The following is a 23,104-nucleotide window of genomic DNA, read 5'->3' as shown; positions in this document are numbered from 1 at the left end:
ATATTCTTCTTGTCTCTCAAAAAAGGAGTTTTGCCGAAGATGAACCCTGTTTTTCTGAAAATAGTTATCAATGATTGAAAATCAATTTCTTATTCTGATTGCTCAGCACAATGATTTTTACCGGAATTCCCTCCTTTTCAACCTGGTTCATGAATGCTTTCTGTGCAGATACTTCCCCTCAACTCCACCTTTCAAGTATGTTTCAAGTATGTTTCAAGCATGTTTCAAGCATGTCTTAAGCATGTTTAGTGTATGTATTGCGGTACCACTTTAGCGCCACGGTATAGTCCTGATATAGGTTTACACTTCTGTCAGATGATCCTGTTTGAAGTTTACAATTTGGTGTTAATAGAATGTTCTTCTGCTGGTATTAAGATTTTCATCCTCCTTTGTGAACCATGTTCATGAATGTTTTTTGAGCAATCTTTTCAACTTCTACTCAAAAATTTAAACTGATAAACCATAAAGTGAAAATTAATGTATATCGTTAATTTTTAATATCTTTAGTCCCAACAGCATTTTAACCTTATGGAACTTAGCGAAAAAGGTCAGAAACTGATCAAACATTTTGAACAATGCCGCCTCACTTCCTACCAGGACAGCAAAGGCGTCTGGACTATAGGATGGGGCAATACATACTATGAAAACGACAAACCGGTTAAAAAAGGCGAAACCATCACCCAGGCAAGAGCTGACGAACTCTTTAGCGCAATCACAAAAGGCTTCGTGGCAGACGTGAACAAACTGACCAAAGGCATTAAGCTGAAACAACAACAGTTTGACAGCCTGGTATCTTTTGCATACAACGCCGGAAGCGATATGAATAATAATGGTATCGCAGAAGGATTGGGAGATAGCACCCTGCTGAAAGTAGTGAAACAGAACCCTAAAGATCCCGTTGTTGTAGTCGAATTCCTGAAATGGAACGTATCCGGAGGTAAGGTCCTGGAGGGACTGACCAGGAGAAGAAAAGCGGAAGCCTATATGTATATGACCGGCGAATTGGAGTTCTTCGAATAACAATATCTGGCACACATAAAAAAAGTCGCATTCATCTCAGATGAATGCGACTTTTTTTATGTGTGCCAGCCGGTAAAAGATTTAAGCAAGTGATCGGTTAACCGTCCTGCCAGATGCCAGATCATAGATCAGTTTAAACCAGATGATAGAACAGAATACCGCTTTTACTGCATACGGCTCTACATACAGCCTTGCTATGCGGTAAGGAGTAATAACATCTGTAGAAGAAAAAGAAGTAAATACCAGCGCCAGTAACAGCAACACCAGGTTGGCAGTGGTTTGCTGCGGCTGAACAAAATACCAGATCGCAATACCTGTCATTGCTATTATATAGGTAGGAGATTCCCCTTTATGATTGAAGATCACTACCCAGATCAATACAGAAGCCAGTATATTCAGTCTGAAAACCGGTTTAGCCCAGTCAGCAAAACGCAGCAGCGGAAGGCAGAACAAGGCTGCCCCTATCAGCACAAAGAGCTGTTTATGCATATTCAGCTCAAACCACGTATACAACCATCCGTAGAAAGACACACCAGTAGAGTTGCCATGGTCCGCGGTAAGCAGGTTCCCCCAGCTTTTATAAAGAAATATCAGCTGGTCCGGAGAGATCACCACCAAGGGAAGCAAACCGGTTACTATAGTCCAGAAAACAGCAGCAACGGCTACCCGCCAGCGGGAAGGATAAAGCAGGCAGAGCGCAAATGCCACAATACCGAATATCTTGATATAGAATGTCAGCACTATCATCAGGGCAGCCCACCAGGGCTTGTCCGTTTCCAGGAAATGCCAGGCCAGGATCAGCATACCTGTAATAAGGATATTTGTCTGTGAACTGGTAAGAGAGATCAGGGTCTCTATCACCAGGAAAAAAAGTAATGTGTTCTGCCTCTTCTTTTCCAGTGGCAGGTGACGTATAGCCAGTACAAAAACGATCATATTCAGCAAACTGAACAGGATCAGCCCCGGGAGGTCCGGCATCCACGCAAAAAGTCCCATGAAAAGAGAAAAGGTCGGGCTGTATTTATAAAGATCATAATGCTCTGCCGGGAAAAGCTGGTAAATATCCTGGTTATGGATCAGGTGAAAAAATGAGTGTTTGAAAATTACGTAATTATTATACCTGGTATACTGTGTCATATCCTGCGAAGTGCACCAGGAAACGCCACCGATCACAGCTGCCATCAGTAAAAAGAATATGTAAATGTACCGGGTGGGTATAGACGTAATACCTGCAATTCGGGATAAGAATTTGGAAGGAGTACTTTGGTTCGTCATAGGTTATCAGGAAATAAGAAATTTCTGCAATGATATGAAAATCATATCTTTTTTTGAGAAAATTTGTGATATATCGTCTCAGTTTGGCCCTGCGGACCACCGCCTTTTCTGGTAAAAAGCTCACATTGATATACTGTTATCCCCGCCCTTAGAGCATTTTTTTTCAAAAATTACTTTTTTAAGTAGAAAGCGGAAGACTATTTTACCCCATATTTGATCTTTATGTTAAAAATTTTCAGGAAAGCCATATTGTTGTTAACCAATTGACAGCAAAAAGAGGCCGACCATATCTCTTAGAATTTTATATAACCATGGAGACTAAAAGGAAAGTAGAAAGCCTTAGCCTTTTAAGAGGCCTTGCTGTACTGCTCGTTTGTCTTTGTCATTTCGGACTTCCTTTCGCAGAAAATAATGCGCTTGCAGGAATGTTTGATAGCTTTCATGAATATGGCAAATACGGTGTACAGGTATTTTTCGTTATATCCGGTTTCGTTATTCCGCTGAGCATGGACAAAGCAGGATACCAGATCAGGTATTATGGCAAATTCCTGTTCAAGAGAGCTGCGCGCCTGCACCCGCCTTACCTGGCTGCACTGGTCATTACCCTGCTGGTAGTGGCATTGTCGAATAAGGTGAAGCATGAGCCTTTCCCGGAAAATCCGCTGACCATTTTCCAGAGCCTTTTTTACATCCATGCCCCCGATAATAATCCCGTGTTCTGGACATTGAAGATAGAAGCAGAGTATTACCTGTTCATAGGACTGTTCTTTATCATCCTGCAACGTTATACACGGGTTACCCTGGCATTAAGTCTGCCGCTGTTCATGTTACTGAGCCAGCTGCCCGTTGCAGGCTATATTGAGCTGTTCCAGCACATGATGTACTTTATGATAGGTATTATCGGTTACATCATCTATATGAAAGAAGGCTCCGGTTCCAGCCTGTTCGAAATGTTCTGTATAGCTGCCGCCGGTATATTTGCGTTCATCATGGATGGGCCGGCCCCTGCCATAGCCGGACTATTTACCGTATCATTTATACTGTTCTATAAAGGAAAAGGATTTAAACCACTTGATTTTATGGGAGAGATCTCCTATTCTGTATACCTCCTGCATTTCCCGATAGGCGTGAAATTCATTAACCTGCTGATCAGGCATGTGCCACCCAATACTGCGATCATACTTTTTACTGTAACACTTCTCCTGGTAACTGGAATAGGCGTCGTATTCTGGAAATACGTTGAAAAGCCGTTCGGCGATATGTCCAATAGAATTAAGTACGGTGAAAGCAAAAAAGTGTCGTCCGGCCTGACAATGGGTAGTTAAATCAGTTGTTTCGAATATAAATCCTCCCGGTCCTCTGAAGTGTTTACAGCATTTCAGAGGACTTTTTTTATTTCCGTTTATTTATTTCCATGGACCATCATAAGTAAAACTGATGCAGGCAATAAGGAAAGTGAACAGGATAAAGGATAGTGCCCACAACCAATGGGTCTGTATTAGTAGATTCTGGCGTTTCTGCGTCATAGCGGGTTGTAAAATGTTTCTGTTAGCAAGAATAATATTATTAAATGAGGATTTAGTTAATAGGATGTTAACAGGATTGAGAAAAAACACTGTCAGATATACCCGGCAGAAATGAGCCATTCCCCTGCGGAAACATACATTCTGTAGCTGCAGGTTAAACGGAATGAGAACAGTATGCCAGGCCGTTAATCCATCATCTCCAACCTTTTAGTTACTATCGGATATTCCATGCGGCCCCTTCGCCTTCTCCCGCATATCCCGTATGGAACTTATATCGTAAATTTCAATCCTCAACTTTAGCTGTAGCCATATTCTTTTAAGAGATCTCAGGATAACCGAATACCTAAAAACCATGTTTCATAATGAGAAGAATTCTAAAGTTTCACGTAGCCTTGCTGGCAGCGGGCTTAATCCTATGTAGTGCTGTAGGGTCCTATGCACAATTACCTCCCGGGTTTACACAAAAAAGATTAACGGGCGATGACATCAATGAAGCTACCGCCATGGTACATGCTCCCGATGGCAGGATCTTCATTGCAGAACGCTCCGGTAATGTAAAAGTGTACCAGAACGGTACAGTATCTACAGTACACTCCGTAGTTACCACCACAGCATCCGAACAGGGATTGCTGGGTATCACACTGCATCCGCAGTTTGCCTCTAACGGGAAGTGTTATATCTTTTACACCGATCCGCAAATGACAGTGCACTACCTGGACGTGATCGTCATCAATGCTGCCAGTCAGGTAACATCCAGCCAGAGGGTCATGCAGTTCGATCCTATCATCAACGGCTTTCATAATGGCGGTGCATTACTGTTTAAAGACGGACTGCTGTACGTAGCCATCGGTGAAAGTAATTCCTCCTCCGAATCACCCAAATCAGATACCTACAGAGGTAAGATATTACGGTTAACGGAAGATGGACAGCCTGCACCAGGCAACCCTTATTACAGTGAAGCCGGCGCATCCAGGCAGAAAAGAAGCATATGGGCCATGGGTATGAGAAACCCCTGGAAAATGAGCCTGGACCCTGTCTCGCAGAAGATCTTCGTGATAGATGTAGGCGGGAACTATGAAGAGATCAACGACGTAACCAATCCCGATCCGGCAAAGAATTATAATTACGGATGGGACCAGAACGGCCGCTCAGGGCCTGAACAGCCGGCTACCACTATACAGGCGGCGTTTTACTATCCCCATACCAACTGGGGATGCGCTATCACCTCAGGTATGTTCTTCAATCCCGCTGTTACCAGTTACCCGGCAGAATATAAGAACCGCTTTTTCTTTTCTGACTGGTGCGCCCAATGGTACAGGTCTGTAGACATCAGCAACCTGACTCCCTCTTCCTCCTACACAGAATTCTCTGGCAGCGCTTTTGGCAATGTACTGGGTACCAGTGTAGGCATTGACGGTAATATCTATTACATTAAATACTTCACCAGGGGCAGTCTGTGGAGAATAGAATACAGCAATAACGAAGCCCCCTCCATCGTAAATCAGCCGGTAAGTACAACTGTTGTAGCAGGAGATCCCGTTACTTTCTCTGTAAGCGCATCCGGCGCCACACCCTTCACCTTCCGCTGGCAGAAAGATGGTGTGGATATAGCCGGCGCTACATCAAACACCTATTCGATTGCACAGGCCATACCGGCCGATTCCGGCATCTATCGCTGCATTGTTACCAACGCCATAGGCTCTGTTACCAGCGCCGGCGCAACGTTGACAGTACAACCCTTTAATGCAAGACCAGTACCGCATATCCTTACGCCTTCCGGCTCCCTTACATGGAATGTACTCGATACCATACATTATTCCGGAGAGGCTACTGATGCAGAAGACGGAGTACTACCCGCATCCGCTTATCACTGGGAAGTCCGCTTCTTCCATAAAGACAATCCCACCAGCGAACACTGGCATCCCGGACCTGTAGTGCCGGCCGGAACAAAGACAGGCAGTTTTATTGCAGACAATGGTGGTGAATCATCTCCCAATATCTGGTTCAGGATCCTGCTGACAGTAACAGATTCCAAAGGACGTACCGGGGTTGATTCTGTTGACGTACAACCTAACAAAGTAGTATTGACAGCGGCGGCAAATGTCCCGGGGCTGAAACTGGTATTGGGTACAGAAGCAGTATCGCCATTCTCCAAAACCATGGTGGTAAACTCCCTCACTACATTACAGGCAATCACTCCCCAGCTGCTGAGAGATACTTCATTCGGATTTGTATCATGGGCACACGGGGGCAATGCCTTGCAACAGTTCAGAGTACCCGCTACAAATACCACCTATACTGCCACATATAAAGTAGATACATCCCTGCAACAGCCATTTACCGGAGTACCCATTACCTTACCCGGCAAAGTTGAAATAGAAGACTTTGACAAAGGCGGAGAAGGCATCGCATACCATGATACCGGCGCAGGCAACTCCGGCAATCAATACCGTGTTAATGAAAATGTAGACCTCGAAGGATGCTCCGAAGGAGGATTTAATATCGGTTACGTAGCCGCAGGCGAATGGCTGGAGTACACTGTAAATGTAACAACCCCGGGCGTTTATACTGTCGGAGTAAGGGTCGCTACGCCTTATGCCGATAAGAAATTCCATATAGAACTGGACGGACAGGATATCTCCGGTACACTGAATGTACCACTGACCGGCGGCTTCCAGGCATGGCAAACCATAAGCTTTACCACCCCTGTACTGACTGCCGGCGTGAAAGTACTACGCGTATCCCTGGACGCGACAGATTTCAATATCAACTACCTCACCTTCAGCAACGGCACCGAAGGCCCTGTAGGTAAAACGATCCCCGGGCTCATACAGGCAGAGGACTATGATGATATGAACGGTATCGGAAAAGAAGGCACAGCAGATACCGGCGGAGGAGAGAATATAGGATGGGTACAGGCGGGCGACTGGCTCGACTATCACGTAAATGTAAGTGCTGCCGGTACCTATACCGTATCATTCCGCGTGGCCAGCGCTCCCGGTGGCGGACCGCTTGAACTGAGATCAGGTAATAACATCCTGGCATCAGTGCCCGTGAATGCTACCGGAGGATGGCAGTCATGGACTACATTGACCACCGATGCAGACCTCCCGGCAGGCCCGCAGGTATTGCGCATTTATGCCGCCGGCGCAGATTTTAACCTGAACTGGTTTGATGTACGTACCGCCGGTGCTGCATCGAAATTAATGCAGAATACGAATGCAGCAGTTATCATTTATCCAAACCCTGTAACAGATGTATTGACAATTAAGAACGCGAAGAATGACGGCGTATACAGGATCACAAATATCTCCAATGCACGGACCATCACAAGAAAATCCGTCAACGGAGTTATTAACGTAAGCAATCTCACCCCCGGAATTTATATAATAGAGTTTTATAACAAAGGGAAGATTGAACAGAGAAAATTCATCAAGATGTAAAGAGAAAAGGGAGACCTGCACAAGGTCTCCCTTTCTTATAAAATGGACATGATATACGGCAGCAGTACTGCCGGTTAATTTAGCAGGGCATACCAACTGAGGCACCGTGTTTTAATAACCCTAATGTTTCCCATCCATCCCAGGATATCTTTTAAACCCTAAAACCCTAATTATGAGAAAACCGTTATTCTTACTGTTATGGCTGCTGTTAGCATGCCATATATCCAACGCCCAGGTGAGCAGAGGCGGAAAACCCTATAGTTATTCAGCAGATCTGACAGAGAAGATCACTACTCAGACCATTCCTTCATTATCGCAGGAAAATTTAAGAAAAGAAGATGAACAGCGTGAAAAACAGGGCTTGCCATTACGCGTAGGTATTATATTCCCTACAAAGTATTCCCTGGACAATACAGGCACCTGGAGCACCTTATCCAATGGCGACCGCATATGGCGCTTAAAGATCGATGCACAGGGAGCCCTGGCTACCTCCCTGTATTACCAGGATTTCCATTTGCCTGAAGGCGCTACATTGTTTGTGTATAATGAAGATCATACACAGCTGATAGGTAGCTATACAAGTGCCAATAACCAGGAAGGCGGTTTGTTCGCCACCGAAATACTCAAAGGCAACGCTTGTATTGTTGAGTATTATGAACCCGGTTCCGCAAGAGGTAAAGGCCATTTTACCATCAGCGGCGTAAACAACATTTACAGTGACAAAATCCCTGAAGGCAGGAAAGACCAGCAGAAAGACTTTGGAGATGCCGGTAGCTGTAATGTGAATGTGAACTGCCCTGAAGGAGCTAACTGGCAGAACCAGAAACGGGCCGTGGCCAGGATCTTACTGAGACTGGGCAGTTCCGCTTACCTCTGTACCGGCGCCCTGGTAAATAATGCGCGCAGCGACTGTAAGCCTTATTTCCTGACTGCCAATCACTGCGGGTCTGATGCTTCTTCCTCAGATTTCAGTCAGTGGATCTTCTATTTCAACTACGAAGCGCCCTCCTGTGCTAATCCTGCCAATGAGCCGGTAAGCAACACCATCACCGGTTGTGTACAGCGTGCAAGATCTGGCGATACCGGGGAAGCTGATGGATCAGACTTCCAGCTGCTGCAGTTCACTTCCTCTATCCCCGCTTCTTACAATGTGTATTATGCAGGCTGGAATGCCAATGACGTGGCCAGTCCCAGCGGTGTGACCATCCACCATCCTGCCGGCGATATCAAGAAGATCTCCACTTACACTTCTCCGCTTACAAACGACAACTTCAATACAACCGGCCCTCCCTATACTCACTGGAAAGCCGTATGGGTACAGACACAAACCAACTGGAGCGTGACTGAAGGCGGGTCTTCCGGTTCTCCCTTATTTAACAGTAACGGACAGATAGTAGGACAACTTTCCGGCGGCCCTTCCAGCTGCACCGCATCTGCTGCCAACAAGAATGATGAATACGGCAAGATGTCTTACAACTGGACCTCCAATGGTACCGACATCCTGCATCAGCTGAAGCCCTGGCTGGACCCGGACAATACTGGTATTCTGTCCCTGGCGGGTACCAACTACCCCTGTGGCGGCGATACCACCACCCCCTCCTGTACAGACCTTTATGAGCCTAATAATACATTGGGCACAGCCTATACTATCACAACAGATACAGATATCAGAGGTACTATCACTACCACCTCTGACTCTGATTATTTCAGGATAGTACTGGGAGATACTACCTTACTGGCCATTACCCTGGATAACCTGGGCGCCAATTTCAATTTCCGCCTGTTGTCTTCCACAGGTGCTCAGCTGGCCGCTTCAGCAAATACCGGTACCACGCCGGATTCTGTTCTTACCACAGTAGCGCCGGGTACATACTATGTACAGGTGTATGGTAACAACGGTGCTGTATATGACAGTACCTGTTACAGGCTTTTTGCACATGCAACCATCGTAGGTGGATGCAGCGATCAGCTGGAAAGTAACAATACGCTGGCCACTGCGGCAACTATCGCTGCAGGGGCTACACTACCCGCATTGATCGCATCTGCCAGCGATGTAGACTATTATCGCATCACTACTACAGGTACCAATACTATCACTGTAAGCCTCTCTAATCTGCCGGCCGACTATGATGTACGGTTATTGTCTTCTACTGGCAGCCAGCTGGGAGCTTCATCAAATGGTGGCACCAATGCAGAGACTATCACCTACAGTGGTGCAGCTGCTGGTACCTATTACGTGTACATATTTGGTTACAACGGTGCCTTCAATGCTTCCAAATGTTACCACCTGCTGGTTACAACAACACCTTCCGTAGCATGTACAAACTCTTTCGAGCCTAATGCTACACAGGCTACTGCCGCTGCTATCAGCGTAAATACAGAGATTAATTCACAGATCGCCTCTTCTACAGATGTAGACTGGTTTAAGTTCTCAAACACCAGTGCACAGCCACATATTGAGGTATTACTCAGCAACCTCCCGGGCGACTATGACGTATACCTGTATGATTCTGCCGGTACACAGCGTGGCAGCTCTACAAATGGCAGCACTACCAGTGAAAGGATTGTGTATAACAATGCAGCTGTAGGTACTTACTACATACGCGTAATTGGCTATAATGGTGCATCCAGCACCACTGTTTGCTACAAGCTGACTGCCAACATCAGCAGTACGCCGAAAATAGCTGAGGTGAGCAAGAGCAGAAAAACTGTTGACGGCGAGCTGAATGTATATCCTGTTCCATCTACAGGCAAGGTATATACAGAATTCAGCAGCATGGCTAACAGGCAGCAATACATCACGCTGACAGATATGACCGGTAAAGTAGTTTATAGAAAGTTGTACAGGATTGTGGTAGGACATAACCGTTTTGAAATAGTACTGCCGTCTTCATTGCAGAACGGTATTTATATCCTTTCTGATGGTAATACTTCAAGAAAAGTAGTATTACAGCGATAATATTTATAACGGATGGATGAGAAAAAAAGCGGTTCAGTAATGGACCGCTTTTTTGTAAGTATCAAAACAGATTTATTGCCTCGCGCTTATCTCTTTCTGTAGATAAGGTAGCGAGAAGTAATTATTCTTAACAATAAATTCCTGCAACCCCGGATCATAGCCATCCAGGTTCTCTATAAGAGAAGCTACCGACCATTTAGCCGGATTTGCAGCTGCATATTTCTCATTTAACGGCATCCATGTATTGATAATATAAGCAGCTATTTTCCGCTTCTGCTCCTTATTGTAATAAGTATTAGGATTATTGTGCAGTTTATGGCTGGCATCATTGGTATATAAAGATGTCGCATAATCATAGATAGCCAGTACCATCCTGTTCTCATTGGCATCTGAATGATCGGAGATCCATTGCAGCAATCCCTCACGTATCTGCAGTTCCCCTTTACAATCCTTTACAAAGATATATTCGCATACCCTTGCTATTTCATCATTATCCCACCGTGAAATACCATTCATAGCTACATCATTCAGCTTCTGATCTGCTGTATAACCGAAATGCAGTACCAGGCTTTTGATAAAAAGAGTGTCCTCCGCCAGTAAATAAGCCAGATCTGCTTTATTATCATTCAGCAGGTAACGGTTCCTTGCCACCTGTACAGGCGAAAGTTTAAATTTATAATGTGTGCTGTCAGTGAAAGTAACAAAATCCCCCAGGAAAGGTACGGAGAAGATAAAGTTATGTTCTTTTGATATCATGACATTATCTTCCGTATAATCATATTCCTCCCCGTTCTCCTTTGCCAGCAATGTAACAAATTTATCATGGTGTTTAGCTCCGCAATAATCAGGTTGTAACGCATGCTTACCAAAGATGTTCTGTATCTTCTGACGGAATACATCATCGGCAGGCTTTACAAACCTGTTTTCCTTCAACGCTTCCGCCAGCAGGGGTATAGCAATAGTTACATCGGCTTCTGTATAGCTTGTCCTGTTAGTTTCATCTTCAAGGTGCTTCTGCAGCTCCATGTATTTCTTTATGGCCGCAACATTCATATCATGTAATTTTTCTTCTGGCTTTATGGTATCTGCTGAACTATCATTGACTGTACTGTCTGCACCGTTGTTAGTCCCTGACGACTGGCAGCCAATACAGTAAAAGATGCTGATGATGATTAACAGTTGTTTCATATTGTTATTGATCATTTATCTATCTTAATCCAATGTGGAAATGGTTCTGATGTACAGAAAAGGCAACATTTTTTGTACCCTTTATACCTGATTTGTAGGCATAGTTGGTATTAAAACCCCACTTCCCGGCAATACTAAGAATATTTTCCAGCGCTTCCACGAATTTTTCTTCATTCGGATAATTCAGCATCGCCTTCGACCATAATACTTCTCCCACCTCATCTGTACTACCCGGGTACCGGATATCAATATCATCTCCGTTCCTGTGCCCCTGATGTCCCAGGTCACGTTGATTGCTGGCCGACATATCATTGAAGTATAACTTCCCGGTATAATTGTTCTTAGGCAATGAATAGAAAAACCCTAATGCAGCTGCCGCCACCTTAGGATCCGAATAGTTATCATCACCACCATCCCGGCCTCCGAAACGCCCCCAGTTAGGACCACTATCAGGGAATGGCAACAGCTTCTTGTTATTTACGTTTTTCAGTATGGTTGCAGTCAGCTTACCGCCAATATAGATGTCAAACTGAAATTGTTTAGAGGCTTCATTCTTCCGGATCAGCTCATATTTGAACGCATCCACATCAATTTTGTACAGGTTGTTGTTCTCTTCAGGCACCAGCCCATAAACACAATCCTTCACCTTAAACAATACTGAGGTAGTGTTATCAAAGGCCTTCTTCTTTTCAGAATAAGCATCTGTACCATCATCGTGAAACACATTCTTACCAACTTTCGTACTGATAGGCTTTACTTCCTGCTTACCATTAGCCAGCTCCTGCAACCCTTTCCATTTCCAGAACGCCATAGACGATAATACAGCAACTTTTACATCTGAGGTGACCAGGTCCGGATTTGTGATAATATCTGCATTTTCCTTCTTCGTATAAGTATTGGCATACTCATAGGCGGTACGGCCTGTCAGCTGTATCAACCCCTTTCCGCGGAAATCCCAGCCGTCATTAGCGCCCGTATTCCCCAGCTCCTTACCTTTTGCCGCGTCAGGACCATAAGCATAGTTGGCAATGTTCTTCTCATTCTCTGCTGTTACACCCGGGCTGACCGGCTTTCTTGCAGCCCGGCCCCAGAGTTGTGCCTTCTCCTTGCCTTCTGTTGTCCTGAAAGGAGGGAAGTGATTATCCAGGTCTTCCCAGTAATAATTAAAGCTCTCCCCACTTTTCAAATGCAGCTTAGGCCCTGATTCTACCGACACCTGCGCAAAGAAATGAGCTTTATTCCAGCAGGTATTCATGCCTATATCCCGCATATATTTATTATAAGTATCAGCTACTGTTTTCAATGTAGCGTCATCTGCTTCTTTAAATACCTGTTTCAGCATAGCAGGTGTGATGTCCTCATTACAACGGGGACATCCCTTTTTATTCTCCGCCTTTTCCAGTGCTTCTCCCAGTACCACAGGAGCTATATCTTTTGCCTGTTTATTGAGACTATCTGCAGCTGCATTTGATAGTTTAATATGCTGGTAGAAGCTTACTTTTTTAGGGTCAAAGGCATTGGCGTCCGCTATCTCTTTGGGAAATTTAAATGTATCTCCATCCTTAGCTTTTATTATAGCGAAGAAACTGCGAAGGGGATCATCTATCTTCTTGTCACCGCTTTTCAATTTATTGGTATCAAGTTCCGTTTCCCATACTTCCTTATCATCCGGCTTGCCATGTATTTCCAGCATCATCTTATCTTCCTGCTTATTACCATTATGCCATATCTGTAATGTCAGGTCTTCACCGGCAAGATTACGGGTCTGCACACGTATCTTTATCTTCTCTCCATACTTATATACCTTATATGTCGGGTAATTGGTGCTGTCAAAGAAATTAACGTTCACTATCTCTTTGGCCTTGCTGATATATACATATTTCCCCAGCTCACTGCCCCGCTGATTGCTTTGTTTTTGCGGAAAGAGGAAGGTCTTGCCATCTGCCTCTACTGTCTTCATATTGGCAAACTGTATCCCTTTCGGATTTGCCTGAATAGCAAACAGCACATCATATTCATTGCCTTCAAAATACAGTTTGTTCAGCTGAGGCTTCAGATCGTTTGTATTCAGATCTGCTTTCAGCTCTCCGTTGTTGTCAAATTTGCAGTCAGGTATTTCCTTTATATAGTTAAAATTGGAACGGTCTGCTTCCAGTATATGTACACTAACCGTTTCTCCCGCAGCCGCCGCACAGGTCATCACTACTTTAAGTGTTTCATTCCAGCCTGCACGCAGCTTATAGACGCCATCTTTATCCCCGAAATACCAGCTGGTAATTTCAGCTACATCTGCATCTGCCTGCAGACTTTTAGTTTTTCCGTTGAGGGATGCCGTCACTATGAATTTCCCTTTCTGCGGAGCATAGATGCCCTGAGCCTTATTAGTACGGCTGCCGGCGGGCGACCAGGTAAGAGACCCATCCAGTGCCTGCTGATAGGGCATCAGCGTTTCTGCCTCCAGCGTATAACGTTTGCCCACTACCCATTTGGTACTACCATTCTCTACTTTTATCCGGGTGACCTCATTCTTCTTTACTGAAAAACGGCAATCGTCCTTCTGATGCCGGGAGGAAGGAGCGCCTTTCTTCGCATCCCACGCATCGGCCTTCATTACATAGGCTTCTACTACATAATTCCCCTCATTGATAAAATGATCTCCGCTGAGGCTGATAGATTGACCAGTGCCCACATCCCTTCCATTCAGCTGCCATTTGATACCCGTCGTTTCAAATTCCTGCAGCTGTGTAAAGTACGTCATCTCACTTACCTGGAAGCTCATAGCAGTACCAGGCCGGATCACTTCTGCCGAAGGATTGCTTTTGATAGCTACAACACCATTCCCTTCAGATATAAGGTCTTTTGTGATGATCTGCCCATCCATGCTGATGGTCACTTTATAGGTAGCCGCTCCGTTAACAGGAGTGAAGGTAAGTGTATCTTCCCCCTGTGCCCCGGAAGCCAGTATACTGCCATTCATATCTGTCACCTGCATAGTCACCAGCTGTTTTTCCGCCGGCAATGCAGGCTCTATTTCATACTTCGCTGCTATGTTTACAGGCACACCTCTTCTGACACGGTATTCATTTCCCTGGATACGCCCCATACCAGTGCCAATCCCAATATCGCTTTTAAGCTTGTTTACAGCTGCCGTCACATCTATGGCACAACGGATGTCTGTTCCTTCTGTACCATAGGCCATCACACGGTAATTGCCTGCGGCATCAAAGTTCATTTTCAGCTCAGGGCCTGCTTCTTCGAATGACATAGCCTCTGCCTCAAAGTTGTGCCCTTTGTACACTTTCCAGCTTACCTTGTCCTTATCTGCTTTGGCAGGATTGTAATAATCCTTTACAGAGAATGCCATTGGCTCATCAACCCGGACAATGAGCACAGGAGCGGTTTTACCGCTGCTCACTTCCATGGCAGGAACACGTGCCTCTGTTTTCCCTGTGATGGATTTTACCTTTGGCGTCTCTTTGTTATTGGCCGGTTTGGGAGCCATAGGGTTAAGAACCGCCAGCGTTGCCACTTCCACATTGTCGAAATGTGTACTGGTCACAGCAGCCGTTTGCCCGTGGAAAGTGATGGATATACAGGGCGAGCCTGATACAGAGCAGATCGCTTTACTTTCTTCTGTCAGTATCTTACCTCCATTGGTAAGGGTTACCTTTTCATAAAAGCCCTGCCATTGTGTAATGGAAGGACTGCACGAGCTCCTGGTTATAGAACAGCTGCCAAAGGTCTTTGCCTCCAGCGGTTGCCCTATATCTTTATTACTGGCAATAGGTTTGGCGCTGCCATCCCCATCATTGATATAGTCGCGGTCATTAGCGGATATCTTCAGCTTATCCGGGGAGCCTCCGAAATTACATTTACATGCCGCTCCCTGTACAACAAAATGTTTATCTGCCATACTACAATTAATTTATATTATGATCATCACTGTTGATGCAGGTCGCTGTCAGCATAACCTGTAAAGGCCCTGCCTTCCATTGTGCATTCAGGGTCTGAAGGGGGCCATGGGTTTTGTAAAAAGTGTATTTCATTTCCATTATGCCATCTCCGTTTTCCTGCCTTCCGGATTGTTGCAGGTTATTCATCATCCTGTTACCGGTCAGTGTTACATCATAGGTAACAGGTGTCTCAAACGGAAACAGGTAGTAGGATACTTTGAATCCATTACGGTTGCCTGCAAGGAGTGTATTGCAATATGCTGTCAGAAACAGATCCTGTTTGATGGCTGGTAACAGGGTACTTTCCTGTTCAATGGTATTGCCGGTAGCTTCTATATAGCTATCTGCATCGGCCCCTGTGAAGTATTGCTTCAACAGTTCTTTTTTCTCCTTCCACCGTTGCAATATCTCCTGGTGATTGAATACGCTGGATATAGTACTATCCTGCCCTATCTGTACCTGCAGCGGATAAAGCACATTGCCGCATTGCGCTGCCAGATCGGAAGCGACATGGTCAGTCGTATCTTCATCATTGACCATTACATCAGATCTTGTGATCTGGAAATACTGGGTCGTGTTATCTCCAACGGTCATCCTGCAGATCTCCATATTGAACTTTAACAACGCGTTGGTATTTCCCTTGTAGGTTAACATAACAGAATAGATGCGAGGGGCGTGTACCTCTTTCTTCTCTGCCCTGCCTGCAAATATTTTTCTGACAGAAAACATTAGTTCTTGCAATTGTTCTTTAAGGTATCTCTTCTGAATACATCACCCGTCTTCACCTCCACTGACCAGGTCCCATGCAGCGTATCGTCCTTGCAGGTTTCATAGCGGTATTCTCCCCGGTAATCCTCTATCTCCTGCGAGATGTTTGTATGTACATCCATGAAGTCCTCCTTCCCGTTCACATAACCCTTCGTGTTATCAGAATAGTTAAAGAACCGGATAAGATACCGGGTGTAATGTCCTTCCACTGCAGTTGTGTTCACCATGCTGTCGCAATAGTGTACTATCAGCTGCCTGAGACTATCTATATTGGCCGGCGGATTTTCAAGGAGCGCATACTGGTACCATACAGGCTTCAACTGCATATCTATGTCTGCAATGCCTTTATGGTCAAGCTTTTCCAGGTAGATGACCTTTGTAGCTGTATCCCTGTCTGTACAACTGCACCATAGCATGGCACAGCATAAGATGATAATACTGATGATCTTCATTTTCTTTTATTTTTCCTTTCCTGTGCTCCTTCGGTAATATTGCCGGTAAATTCTTTTTCAAACCGGACCTTGGTCAGAAAAGGCTTATAACCTCTCATGTGCTGTAACAGGAACCAGGCCCTGAAACCTGCTCCATAGGAATAGAACTTCTGCATATCCGGCAGGTCAAGACCGAAATGGTCCCACAACTGCACCTCATATTTTGCTTTATAATTATTGCCGGTTATCTTAAACGCTGTCAGCGTTACTTTATAACACCACACATCATTAATGGCTATAGTAAGGCCTTTTACGATGTTATAGTCCCGGCCATAAGGGAAGGACGGATGACCATAGGGATGGTTCCTGGTATAGCCAGCCTCACTGCCATAATAGATTTTCTTATCCTCCATTGTGGTAAGTTCGCCACCAGCCTTTTTGATGCGGTCTGCCATTTCATCTTCAATACCTGTACAGAAACGGACTGTAGACGGATTTTCCTGCACAGCAGCAGTAAGTTTGGCATTCTCATAGGTCCCCCCTTCATTCCGCTCAAACTTATCTATCATGCTATGAATGTTATCATTCAGGTCTCCTCTGGCCATCAGGTTTACCATTGTCCTGAACTGTTCAAACAGACTGCTGTTTGTGGAAGTAGCGTTGGAGAAACGCATGAGCGCACCTGTTTCCAGCGTCTGCTTTTCGCTATAAATTCCCTTGCTGCCATTGCCGGCATTGGCAAATTTGCCATCCCTGCCAATGTCAAAACCGGGGTCAAGGTAATTGGTCTTATAGCTGGCCAGTTCTCCTGCACTGTACACCGGTTTGCGGGGCTGCCCATTACCATAAGCCATATCATTGGCAATATCGGAGCCGTCTTCATTTAGTCCGGGTACGCGGTAGGCATCTACTATAAGTGGCAGGTATATTACTTTGGATGTAGCTTTAACATTAGGATCAGGCTTGCGGAAATAAGCATATACGCTGACTTCCTTATCCACCTTATTTCCCTGTACAGTTACCTGCTTATAGGCAATGCCTTTTTCCGCATGTGTGGTACCTGTTTTAAATGGCTCAATAGTTTTGCCGCCATCGAAGGAATAAGCCCAGCGTACCAGCATCAGCTGATTATCCGGCACCTGTTCACTGAAAGCAGTTGCTTCAAATTCATAGGTATTCTGGTTCACCACGCTATTGGGACCGGTTACCTTTAATACTTTTACAGGAGTGGCTGTATTCAGGTTAACAGGATCATTCTTATGGAAGGTAACGCCCTCCTGTTTACCCGCCATTCTTACACGTTTACCGGATTGCAGGGACGTCTCGCCCGCACTGTTCCAGCGGATATTCTCACCGTTTTCAGTATATTTTTTACTGATGACAATAAAACTGCCAACATTGTTTTCGCTCATAGAACACAATTAGATCAGAACAGTTTGGATTTCTCAGCGCTCTTGATAGCGACGGATTTACCGGAGTTAATGGTCATCTCTTCTTTAGAGCTGTCTACCTTCATTTCTTCAGCCGTCTTTTCAATTTTCTTTGCCTGAACGTCCATGTTTTCCATGGCTATCTTGGTGATGTTGGTAGCGCTCAGCCGGTAGTCATTAACTGAATATTGGCTCATGCTATCACCTGCATTGTGCAGTATGTTCATACCGGCGGAATGGGTCATGTTCATACCTGCTGCATTGGTGATATGAGCGCCGGCGTTTACATCAATACTTTCGAGAGCCTGCAGGGTAATGTTCCTGGCGTTGATACTGATATGTTCAGGAGCAGAGATGGAGATGTTCTGTCCGTTGGTATCCATTACTATGGTATTACCTCCTTTGTCAGCGATGGTGATAAATTCCTGTCCGCTGGAATCATCCAGTTTAATGGTATGTCCGCTGCGGGTGCTGATCACCTTTATGTTATTCATGGTATCGCCGAAGTTGGTCCTGGCACTGCCATTGTACGCGGCGCCAGTGGCGAAAGGCGCTTCCGGGTTGCCGCCTTCAAAATCCACCCACACTTCTTCTCCTACTTCCGGTATGAAATAAAACCCTTTATTGCCGCCACCATGTGGCTGCATCAGGCGGATCCAGGGAGAGGTACCATTCTGCCAGCTAAATCTTACGCGTATACGTCCCAGTCCTTTGGGATCAAAATTTTCTACTACTGTTGCGCTTTGCGCTTCGCAGAAAGGGATATTGTCCAGGTTAAGGGGAGGTACCGCTGTGGCAACCGGTGTTCCCTCAAAAAGGTTATAATATTCACCGGTACCATCACAGTGATGTTCCAGTGCTGTGATCATATATTCTCCGTGATCTTCTACAGAGAAGATATTTTCCTGTATGCTGATGGTATCACCCAGCCGCAGGCTGGTGCTTTTACTGCGTCCGCTGACCATTACCATTTGCGCCATCTGCGCCTGTTTCTGGCGTTTGGCAAGGATGGCCAGTTCTTCTTTGGCATTGCCGCTGAAGGCGTAAGGCACCTTATATTGGGAAGGTTTATTATATAGTTTATCGCTCTGGGACTGGGCATGCTGGGTAAGACCATCTATTCCCCCGGCAGATATATTAGCAGTACTGTTTTCCATAAAGGAGAACTGCCGGTATTCCATTCCCTTTAAAGCTACTTTATTGGGCCGGGTACGCAGGGAAAAGTTGAAGTCGACCAGATTCACCTGGTGATATAAAACAGTTTTTTGCGGAGTATATTTCCCGAATATTATCTGCTGACCGTTATAAAAGAACCATTCCCCATAGCGCTGGGCCATACGCTGCAGGAAGCTGTAACCGGTTTCCCTGTATTGAACTATATATTTCAGTTTACCACTGAATACAGGATTTATTTCCAGGCTTCCCGGATGTACACTGCTGTTTTTAAGTACCGTATTAGCAATAGCAGCAAGGTCCTGCTGTTCATAGGACTGTATATGCGGATTGCCATCCAGCAGTATCGTCGGACTGGAAGCTACCACTGTACAATAACCATTGATGCCATTACTGGCTTTGCCAAAAGTAACAGAGGTAACAATACCATTGAAAAAGAGAGGTTTAAGATCATGACTGCCTTCTATTGCCTGAACGGACATACGTAATTCCTTGCCTAAAAAGGACTTCCCGGAAGAGACAGGATTCTTGTCTATTTTCAGCAGCCAATCATAGCCGATACTGAGTTTAAGCTCATGATGTCCATCCATAGATTGTCTGAGACTCAGGTCATGGAATTGCTTGAATTCTTCATCCCCAATTGATACGGCTGTTTGAGTGTATAAGGCCATTTTTCTAATTGATATGGTATGCGGTTAACTAAATAGGTTCTGATTACAAACAGGTTGGAAAGATATAAAATAATCTTGAATTTGATGTTGGAACTTTAATAATGGCTAAAATTAGGGATAGTCTTAACAGGAGCTCCCTGCTTTCTTATGATACATTGTAATGTTTTTATATATTGTAAACAGAATATCTATGAAATGAAGAAACGGTTATTAGGGGGACTGCTATTTTTAACCCTGCATACCCATGCCCAGACGAAATTAGAGAGATGGTACCCTGGCTTTACCGGCTTACGGGCAACAAAGCCGGTATTCTTTGATAAAACCGGGCAGGTAAAACTATCTTTCGATTCATCTTTTACCCTGCTGGAAGGAGCGCTGGGAGAAAATGTCTTTTATGGTGAATACATGGTGCTGGAAAAGAAACAGGCCAAAGAGACTGATACCTTGTATTACATCACTGACCGTAAAGGTAACCTGAAAGGTGTGCCACCCGGCATACGTTTCCTGGAAATAACTGCCAACAGGATCATTGCGCAGAAAGATCGCAAATTTGGTTTGATCAGGATGGACCTTAGCTGTCTTACGCCATTCAAATACAGCTTCATACGCCCCTTCTCTGAAGGGTTGGCAGTAGCAGAAGCAGATGCATTTTTTACGCTCCTGGATACTGCCGGCCATGAGACTATTCCATTCGACCATCGCATGTCCAGCATGGGAAATGATTCCCGGTACGATGTAAAGGCATACCAGAACAATGTCTCTGAAGGATATTCTAACTACTCAGAAAATGGCTTGCTGGGCATTATGGATAAGAATGGCAAAACCATTACACCTGCCCGGTTCGATTATCTCTATCAGTTTTGCAATGGCAGGGCTTACGCCAGCAGAAAAGATTCTTCCGGGTATGTAAATACAAGAGGTGAATTCGTGATAGGACCGGCGCCTAAAGATAAATACTATGGCAATTTCTCCGGCGGGTTGGTACGCATGAAGAACAACGACGGTACCTATTGCTATATAGATACTACCGGTAAAGTAGTGTTGCCCGGAAAGCTTCTCGGAGCGGGGGATTTCAACCATGGCTATGCGGTAGTGACAATAGAAGGAAGGCCTGCCGGCAAAAAACAGATCATTGATACCAAAGGAAAAGTGATATATGAAGGTGAGTTTGAGAACGCCTGGTTTATGGAAGATGTAGTGGTAATTACTTACGAAAGCCGTTTTGCCGGTTTTGATGTGACCAGTAACAACTATAGCTACCTGGATTATAACTTCCATACAGTCTGGCAGCCACCTTGCAGCGCGAAGATCATCAACCGTCTCCCGGTACTGAACGCCTGCGATTATAAGGAGGTAAAAGTAGCTTACCTGGGATCCTATGAACGCAGGTTCACGCTGAGTGAGTTAATGCCTTTTCTGAAAAAAGCGAATCCTGAGGAGCTGCATCTGCAGGTGACAGATAAGAATTTCAAACTGCCATCTTCCATCACTAAAATGAAGAACCTGAAGGAACTGCAGGTAAGTTTTTGTGAACTATCTGAAATTCCTGAAGACATTGGTAACCTGACCAGCCTGGAAGAGCTTGATTTTGATTATACAAGCATCAGGCATATCCCTAAAAGCATGTACAAACTGAAAAATCTTAAAAAGATCAGTTTGAAAAGCACCCAGCTTCCACTCGATGAGATCATCACATTGAAGAAGGAAATGCCTGGTGTGAAAGTAGTATTCAAAGATAATCAACCAATCCTGATACAATGAGAAAAGTATTACTGCTTGCCTGCATAATATGCTTGGCACTGGCTGCAACAGCCCAGAAAAAAAAGAAGATACTGGTCCCTTACCTGAAAGGTGATCTTTGGGGATACAGCGATACTACGGGTAAGATCATTATCAAACCGCAGTTCCAGGAAGCGGGATTCTTCAAAGAAGATAACAATATGTATTACGCCCAGGGAAAGATCAATGATAAAGATGTATTGATCACGGAGGACGGAAAGTTCATTGAGGACGAATTTACAGACGGTGGAATTTCAATGATGAGTATGTTTGAAGAAGGAAGCAGGATCTTTTTTACAGAAGAAAAGTCCGATCCGAATATAAAAGGGTATGTGTACGATAAACAGAAAAATTCAATAGTTTTATCTGATAAATACGGTACCTGCTACAGCTTCTTCAATGACCGGAAAGGAATGTTTGTGCAGGAAAAGAGCTCACAACTGATCGGGGCCATTGATCCTGCCGGAAACGTATTGATCCCGTTTCAATATGAACATTCAATTGAAACGTATGGTCCCAGGAATGAATATATCAGGACAAAGAAGGGCGGCCTCTTTGGTATCATTGATCTGAAGGGGCAGGACGTTTTACCTTTCAAATATTCTTCCCTGGACCCCATCAGTCACGATGGTACCCATTTGTTAGGCAATACCGGTGGTGGTTACCAGGTGATTGATATACATGGGACCATGTTATTTCCTGATCTTGTGTTCAACGCAAAATATGCCAATGGCATGATCTGCTGCCGGCGGGCGGGATATTATGGTTACCTGGATACTAACGGGAACATTGCTATTCCCTTCAAATACCGTGTAGCAGCTGAATTTGGAGAATCACCCGCTGAAGGTGACTTTGCTTATGTAACTAATAAAGAAGGCGTTAGTTTTTTTATCAGTAAAAGTGGGCGTGAGTTTTATAGTAAGTAATTTCGTAGTAAGAAAATGTTGGAAAATACCAATAACCAGTTTGAAGAGCTGGACAAAGAGGAGTTGATTGACATCATAAAACATAGTGATGATACGGCAGACAAAGAGGCTGCATGAAAACAGCTGCTGAAGCAGGGCCCGGGCAACGAGGACCTGCGGTATGTCATCGCGTATACCGATATGAAAGATACTGCTGCAGAACAGCTGCTAAAGCAGGACCTGAGCAACGACGATCTGTCTGAGCTGATTATGCATAGAGCAAAAGCGGCTGAAGCAGTATCTTTATTAAGGGAGCGTTTTGGTGCTCAGTCGGTAGACGAGAAGGAAATATCAACAATCGTGCTTTCTCAGCCTGGTCGTTTGGAAATGAGCGATTGGCACTGCGGTACTTCTCACTTCCTCGCAGGATGGGCTACTGTATTGTCACCAATCGCCCGGGAGATTGAAGGTAAAGAAGATACAAGGGGTGCTGGCTGTGCAGTTATCCCTTCTCTTGCTCCTTTATTGTTTTCAGACAATGACATTGTTCTTGCGAAATTGAGGGAGCTGGCTAACGGGTAAA

General features: G+C 44.8%; 14 protein-coding genes. 7 read left to right on the top strand and 7 right to left on the bottom strand.

Features of this window, described 5'->3' with window-relative positions:
- Positions 1 to 528: 528 nt before the first annotated feature.
- Positions 529 to 1,020, top strand: coding sequence for a lysozyme (locus GO493_RS13215; protein ID WP_157306653.1), 492 nt, complete (start codon positions 529 to 531; stop codon positions 1,018 to 1,020).
- 81 nt (positions 1,021 to 1,101) lie between these two features.
- On the opposite strand, the gene GO493_RS13210 is transcribed toward GO493_RS13215, so the two are convergent.
- Positions 1,102 to 2,295 (bottom strand): glycosyltransferase family 87 protein, encoded by a 1,194-nt coding sequence (locus tag GO493_RS13210; RefSeq protein ID WP_157306652.1) that lies wholly within the window; start codon positions 2,293 to 2,295, stop codon positions 1,102 to 1,104.
- 311 nt (positions 2,296 to 2,606) lie between these two features.
- Between GO493_RS13210 and GO493_RS13205 the strand changes: the two genes are divergently transcribed.
- From GO493_RS13205 to GO493_RS13195, 3 genes are all read left to right on the top strand, one after another.
- On the top strand, positions 2,607 to 3,620 hold the full coding sequence (locus tag GO493_RS13205) for an acyltransferase family protein (protein ID WP_157306651.1): 1,014 nt from the start codon (positions 2,607 to 2,609) through the stop codon (positions 3,618 to 3,620).
- A gap of 563 nt (positions 3,621 to 4,183) precedes the next feature.
- Complete coding sequence (locus GO493_RS13200; RefSeq protein WP_157306650.1) at positions 4,184 to 7,264, top strand: carbohydrate-binding protein; 3,081 nt, start codon at positions 4,184 to 4,186, stop codon at positions 7,262 to 7,264.
- A 172-nt stretch (positions 7,265 to 7,436) separates the two neighbouring features.
- Entirely contained in the window at positions 7,437 to 10,223 is a 2,787-nt protein-coding gene (locus tag GO493_RS13195) for a pre-peptidase C-terminal domain-containing protein (protein WP_157306649.1), read from the top strand.
- Between the two features lie 72 nt (positions 10,224 to 10,295).
- Here GO493_RS13195 and GO493_RS13190 read toward each other — a convergent pair whose 3' ends face one another.
- Genes GO493_RS13190 through GO493_RS13165 form a run of 6 tightly spaced genes read right to left on the bottom strand, consistent with a single transcriptional unit; the run spans position 10,296 to position 19,837 of the window.
- Complete coding sequence (locus GO493_RS13190) at positions 10,296 to 11,411, bottom strand: hypothetical protein (RefSeq protein WP_157306648.1); 1,116 nt, start codon at positions 11,409 to 11,411, stop codon at positions 10,296 to 10,298.
- A gap of 19 nt (positions 11,412 to 11,430) precedes the next feature.
- Positions 11,431 to 15,324: a PAAR-like protein gene (locus GO493_RS13185; RefSeq protein ID WP_157306647.1), complete on the bottom strand. Its 3,894-nt coding sequence runs from the start codon at positions 15,322 to 15,324 to the stop codon at positions 11,431 to 11,433.
- A gap of 7 nt (positions 15,325 to 15,331) precedes the next feature.
- Positions 15,332 to 16,093, bottom strand: coding sequence for a hypothetical protein (locus GO493_RS13180; protein WP_157306646.1), 762 nt, complete (start codon positions 16,091 to 16,093; stop codon positions 15,332 to 15,334).
- Positions 16,093 to 16,584 carry a hypothetical protein gene (locus GO493_RS13175; RefSeq protein WP_157306645.1) on the bottom strand — a complete coding sequence of 164 codons (492 nt, stop codon included), beginning with the start codon at positions 16,582 to 16,584 and terminating at the stop codon, positions 16,093 to 16,095. The genes GO493_RS13180 and GO493_RS13175 overlap by 1 nt, the downstream gene beginning before the upstream one ends.
- On the bottom strand, positions 16,581 to 17,975 hold the full coding sequence (locus tag GO493_RS13170; RefSeq protein WP_157306644.1) for a DUF3289 family protein: 1,395 nt from the start codon (positions 17,973 to 17,975) through the stop codon (positions 16,581 to 16,583). The genes GO493_RS13175 and GO493_RS13170 overlap by 4 nt, the downstream gene beginning before the upstream one ends.
- Positions 17,976 to 17,989: 14 nt before the next feature.
- Positions 17,990 to 19,837: a type VI secretion system Vgr family protein gene (locus tag GO493_RS13165; protein WP_157306643.1), complete on the bottom strand. Its 1,848-nt coding sequence runs from the start codon at positions 19,835 to 19,837 to the stop codon at positions 17,990 to 17,992.
- A gap of 195 nt (positions 19,838 to 20,032) precedes the next feature.
- On the opposite strand from GO493_RS13165, the gene GO493_RS13160 reads away from it, so the two are divergent.
- The 3 genes from GO493_RS13160 (at position 20,033) to GO493_RS13150 (ending at position 23,103) form a co-directional block, all read left to right on the top strand.
- A complete protein-coding gene (locus GO493_RS13160) occupies positions 20,033 to 21,598 on the top strand; it encodes a WG repeat-containing protein (protein ID WP_198315703.1) in 1,566 nt (521 codons plus the stop codon).
- Positions 21,595 to 22,542, top strand: a complete 948-nt coding sequence (locus GO493_RS13155) for a WG repeat-containing protein (RefSeq protein ID WP_157306641.1) — start codon at positions 21,595 to 21,597, stop codon at positions 22,540 to 22,542. The genes GO493_RS13160 and GO493_RS13155 overlap by 4 nt, the downstream gene beginning before the upstream one ends.
- 180 nt (positions 22,543 to 22,722) lie before the next feature.
- The gene (locus GO493_RS13150; RefSeq protein ID WP_157306640.1) at positions 22,723 to 23,103 is read left to right on the top strand and encodes a hypothetical protein; all 381 of its coding nucleotides are present in this window, start codon (positions 22,723 to 22,725) and stop codon (positions 23,101 to 23,103) included.
- The last annotated feature ends 1 nt before the right edge of the window (position 23,104 follow it).

Source organism: Chitinophaga tropicalis (assembly GCF_009758205.1).
GTDB classification, from domain to species: domain Bacteria; phylum Bacteroidota; class Bacteroidia; order Chitinophagales; family Chitinophagaceae; genus Chitinophaga; species Chitinophaga tropicalis.
This window is presented reverse-complemented; position numbering and strand designations above follow the sequence as displayed.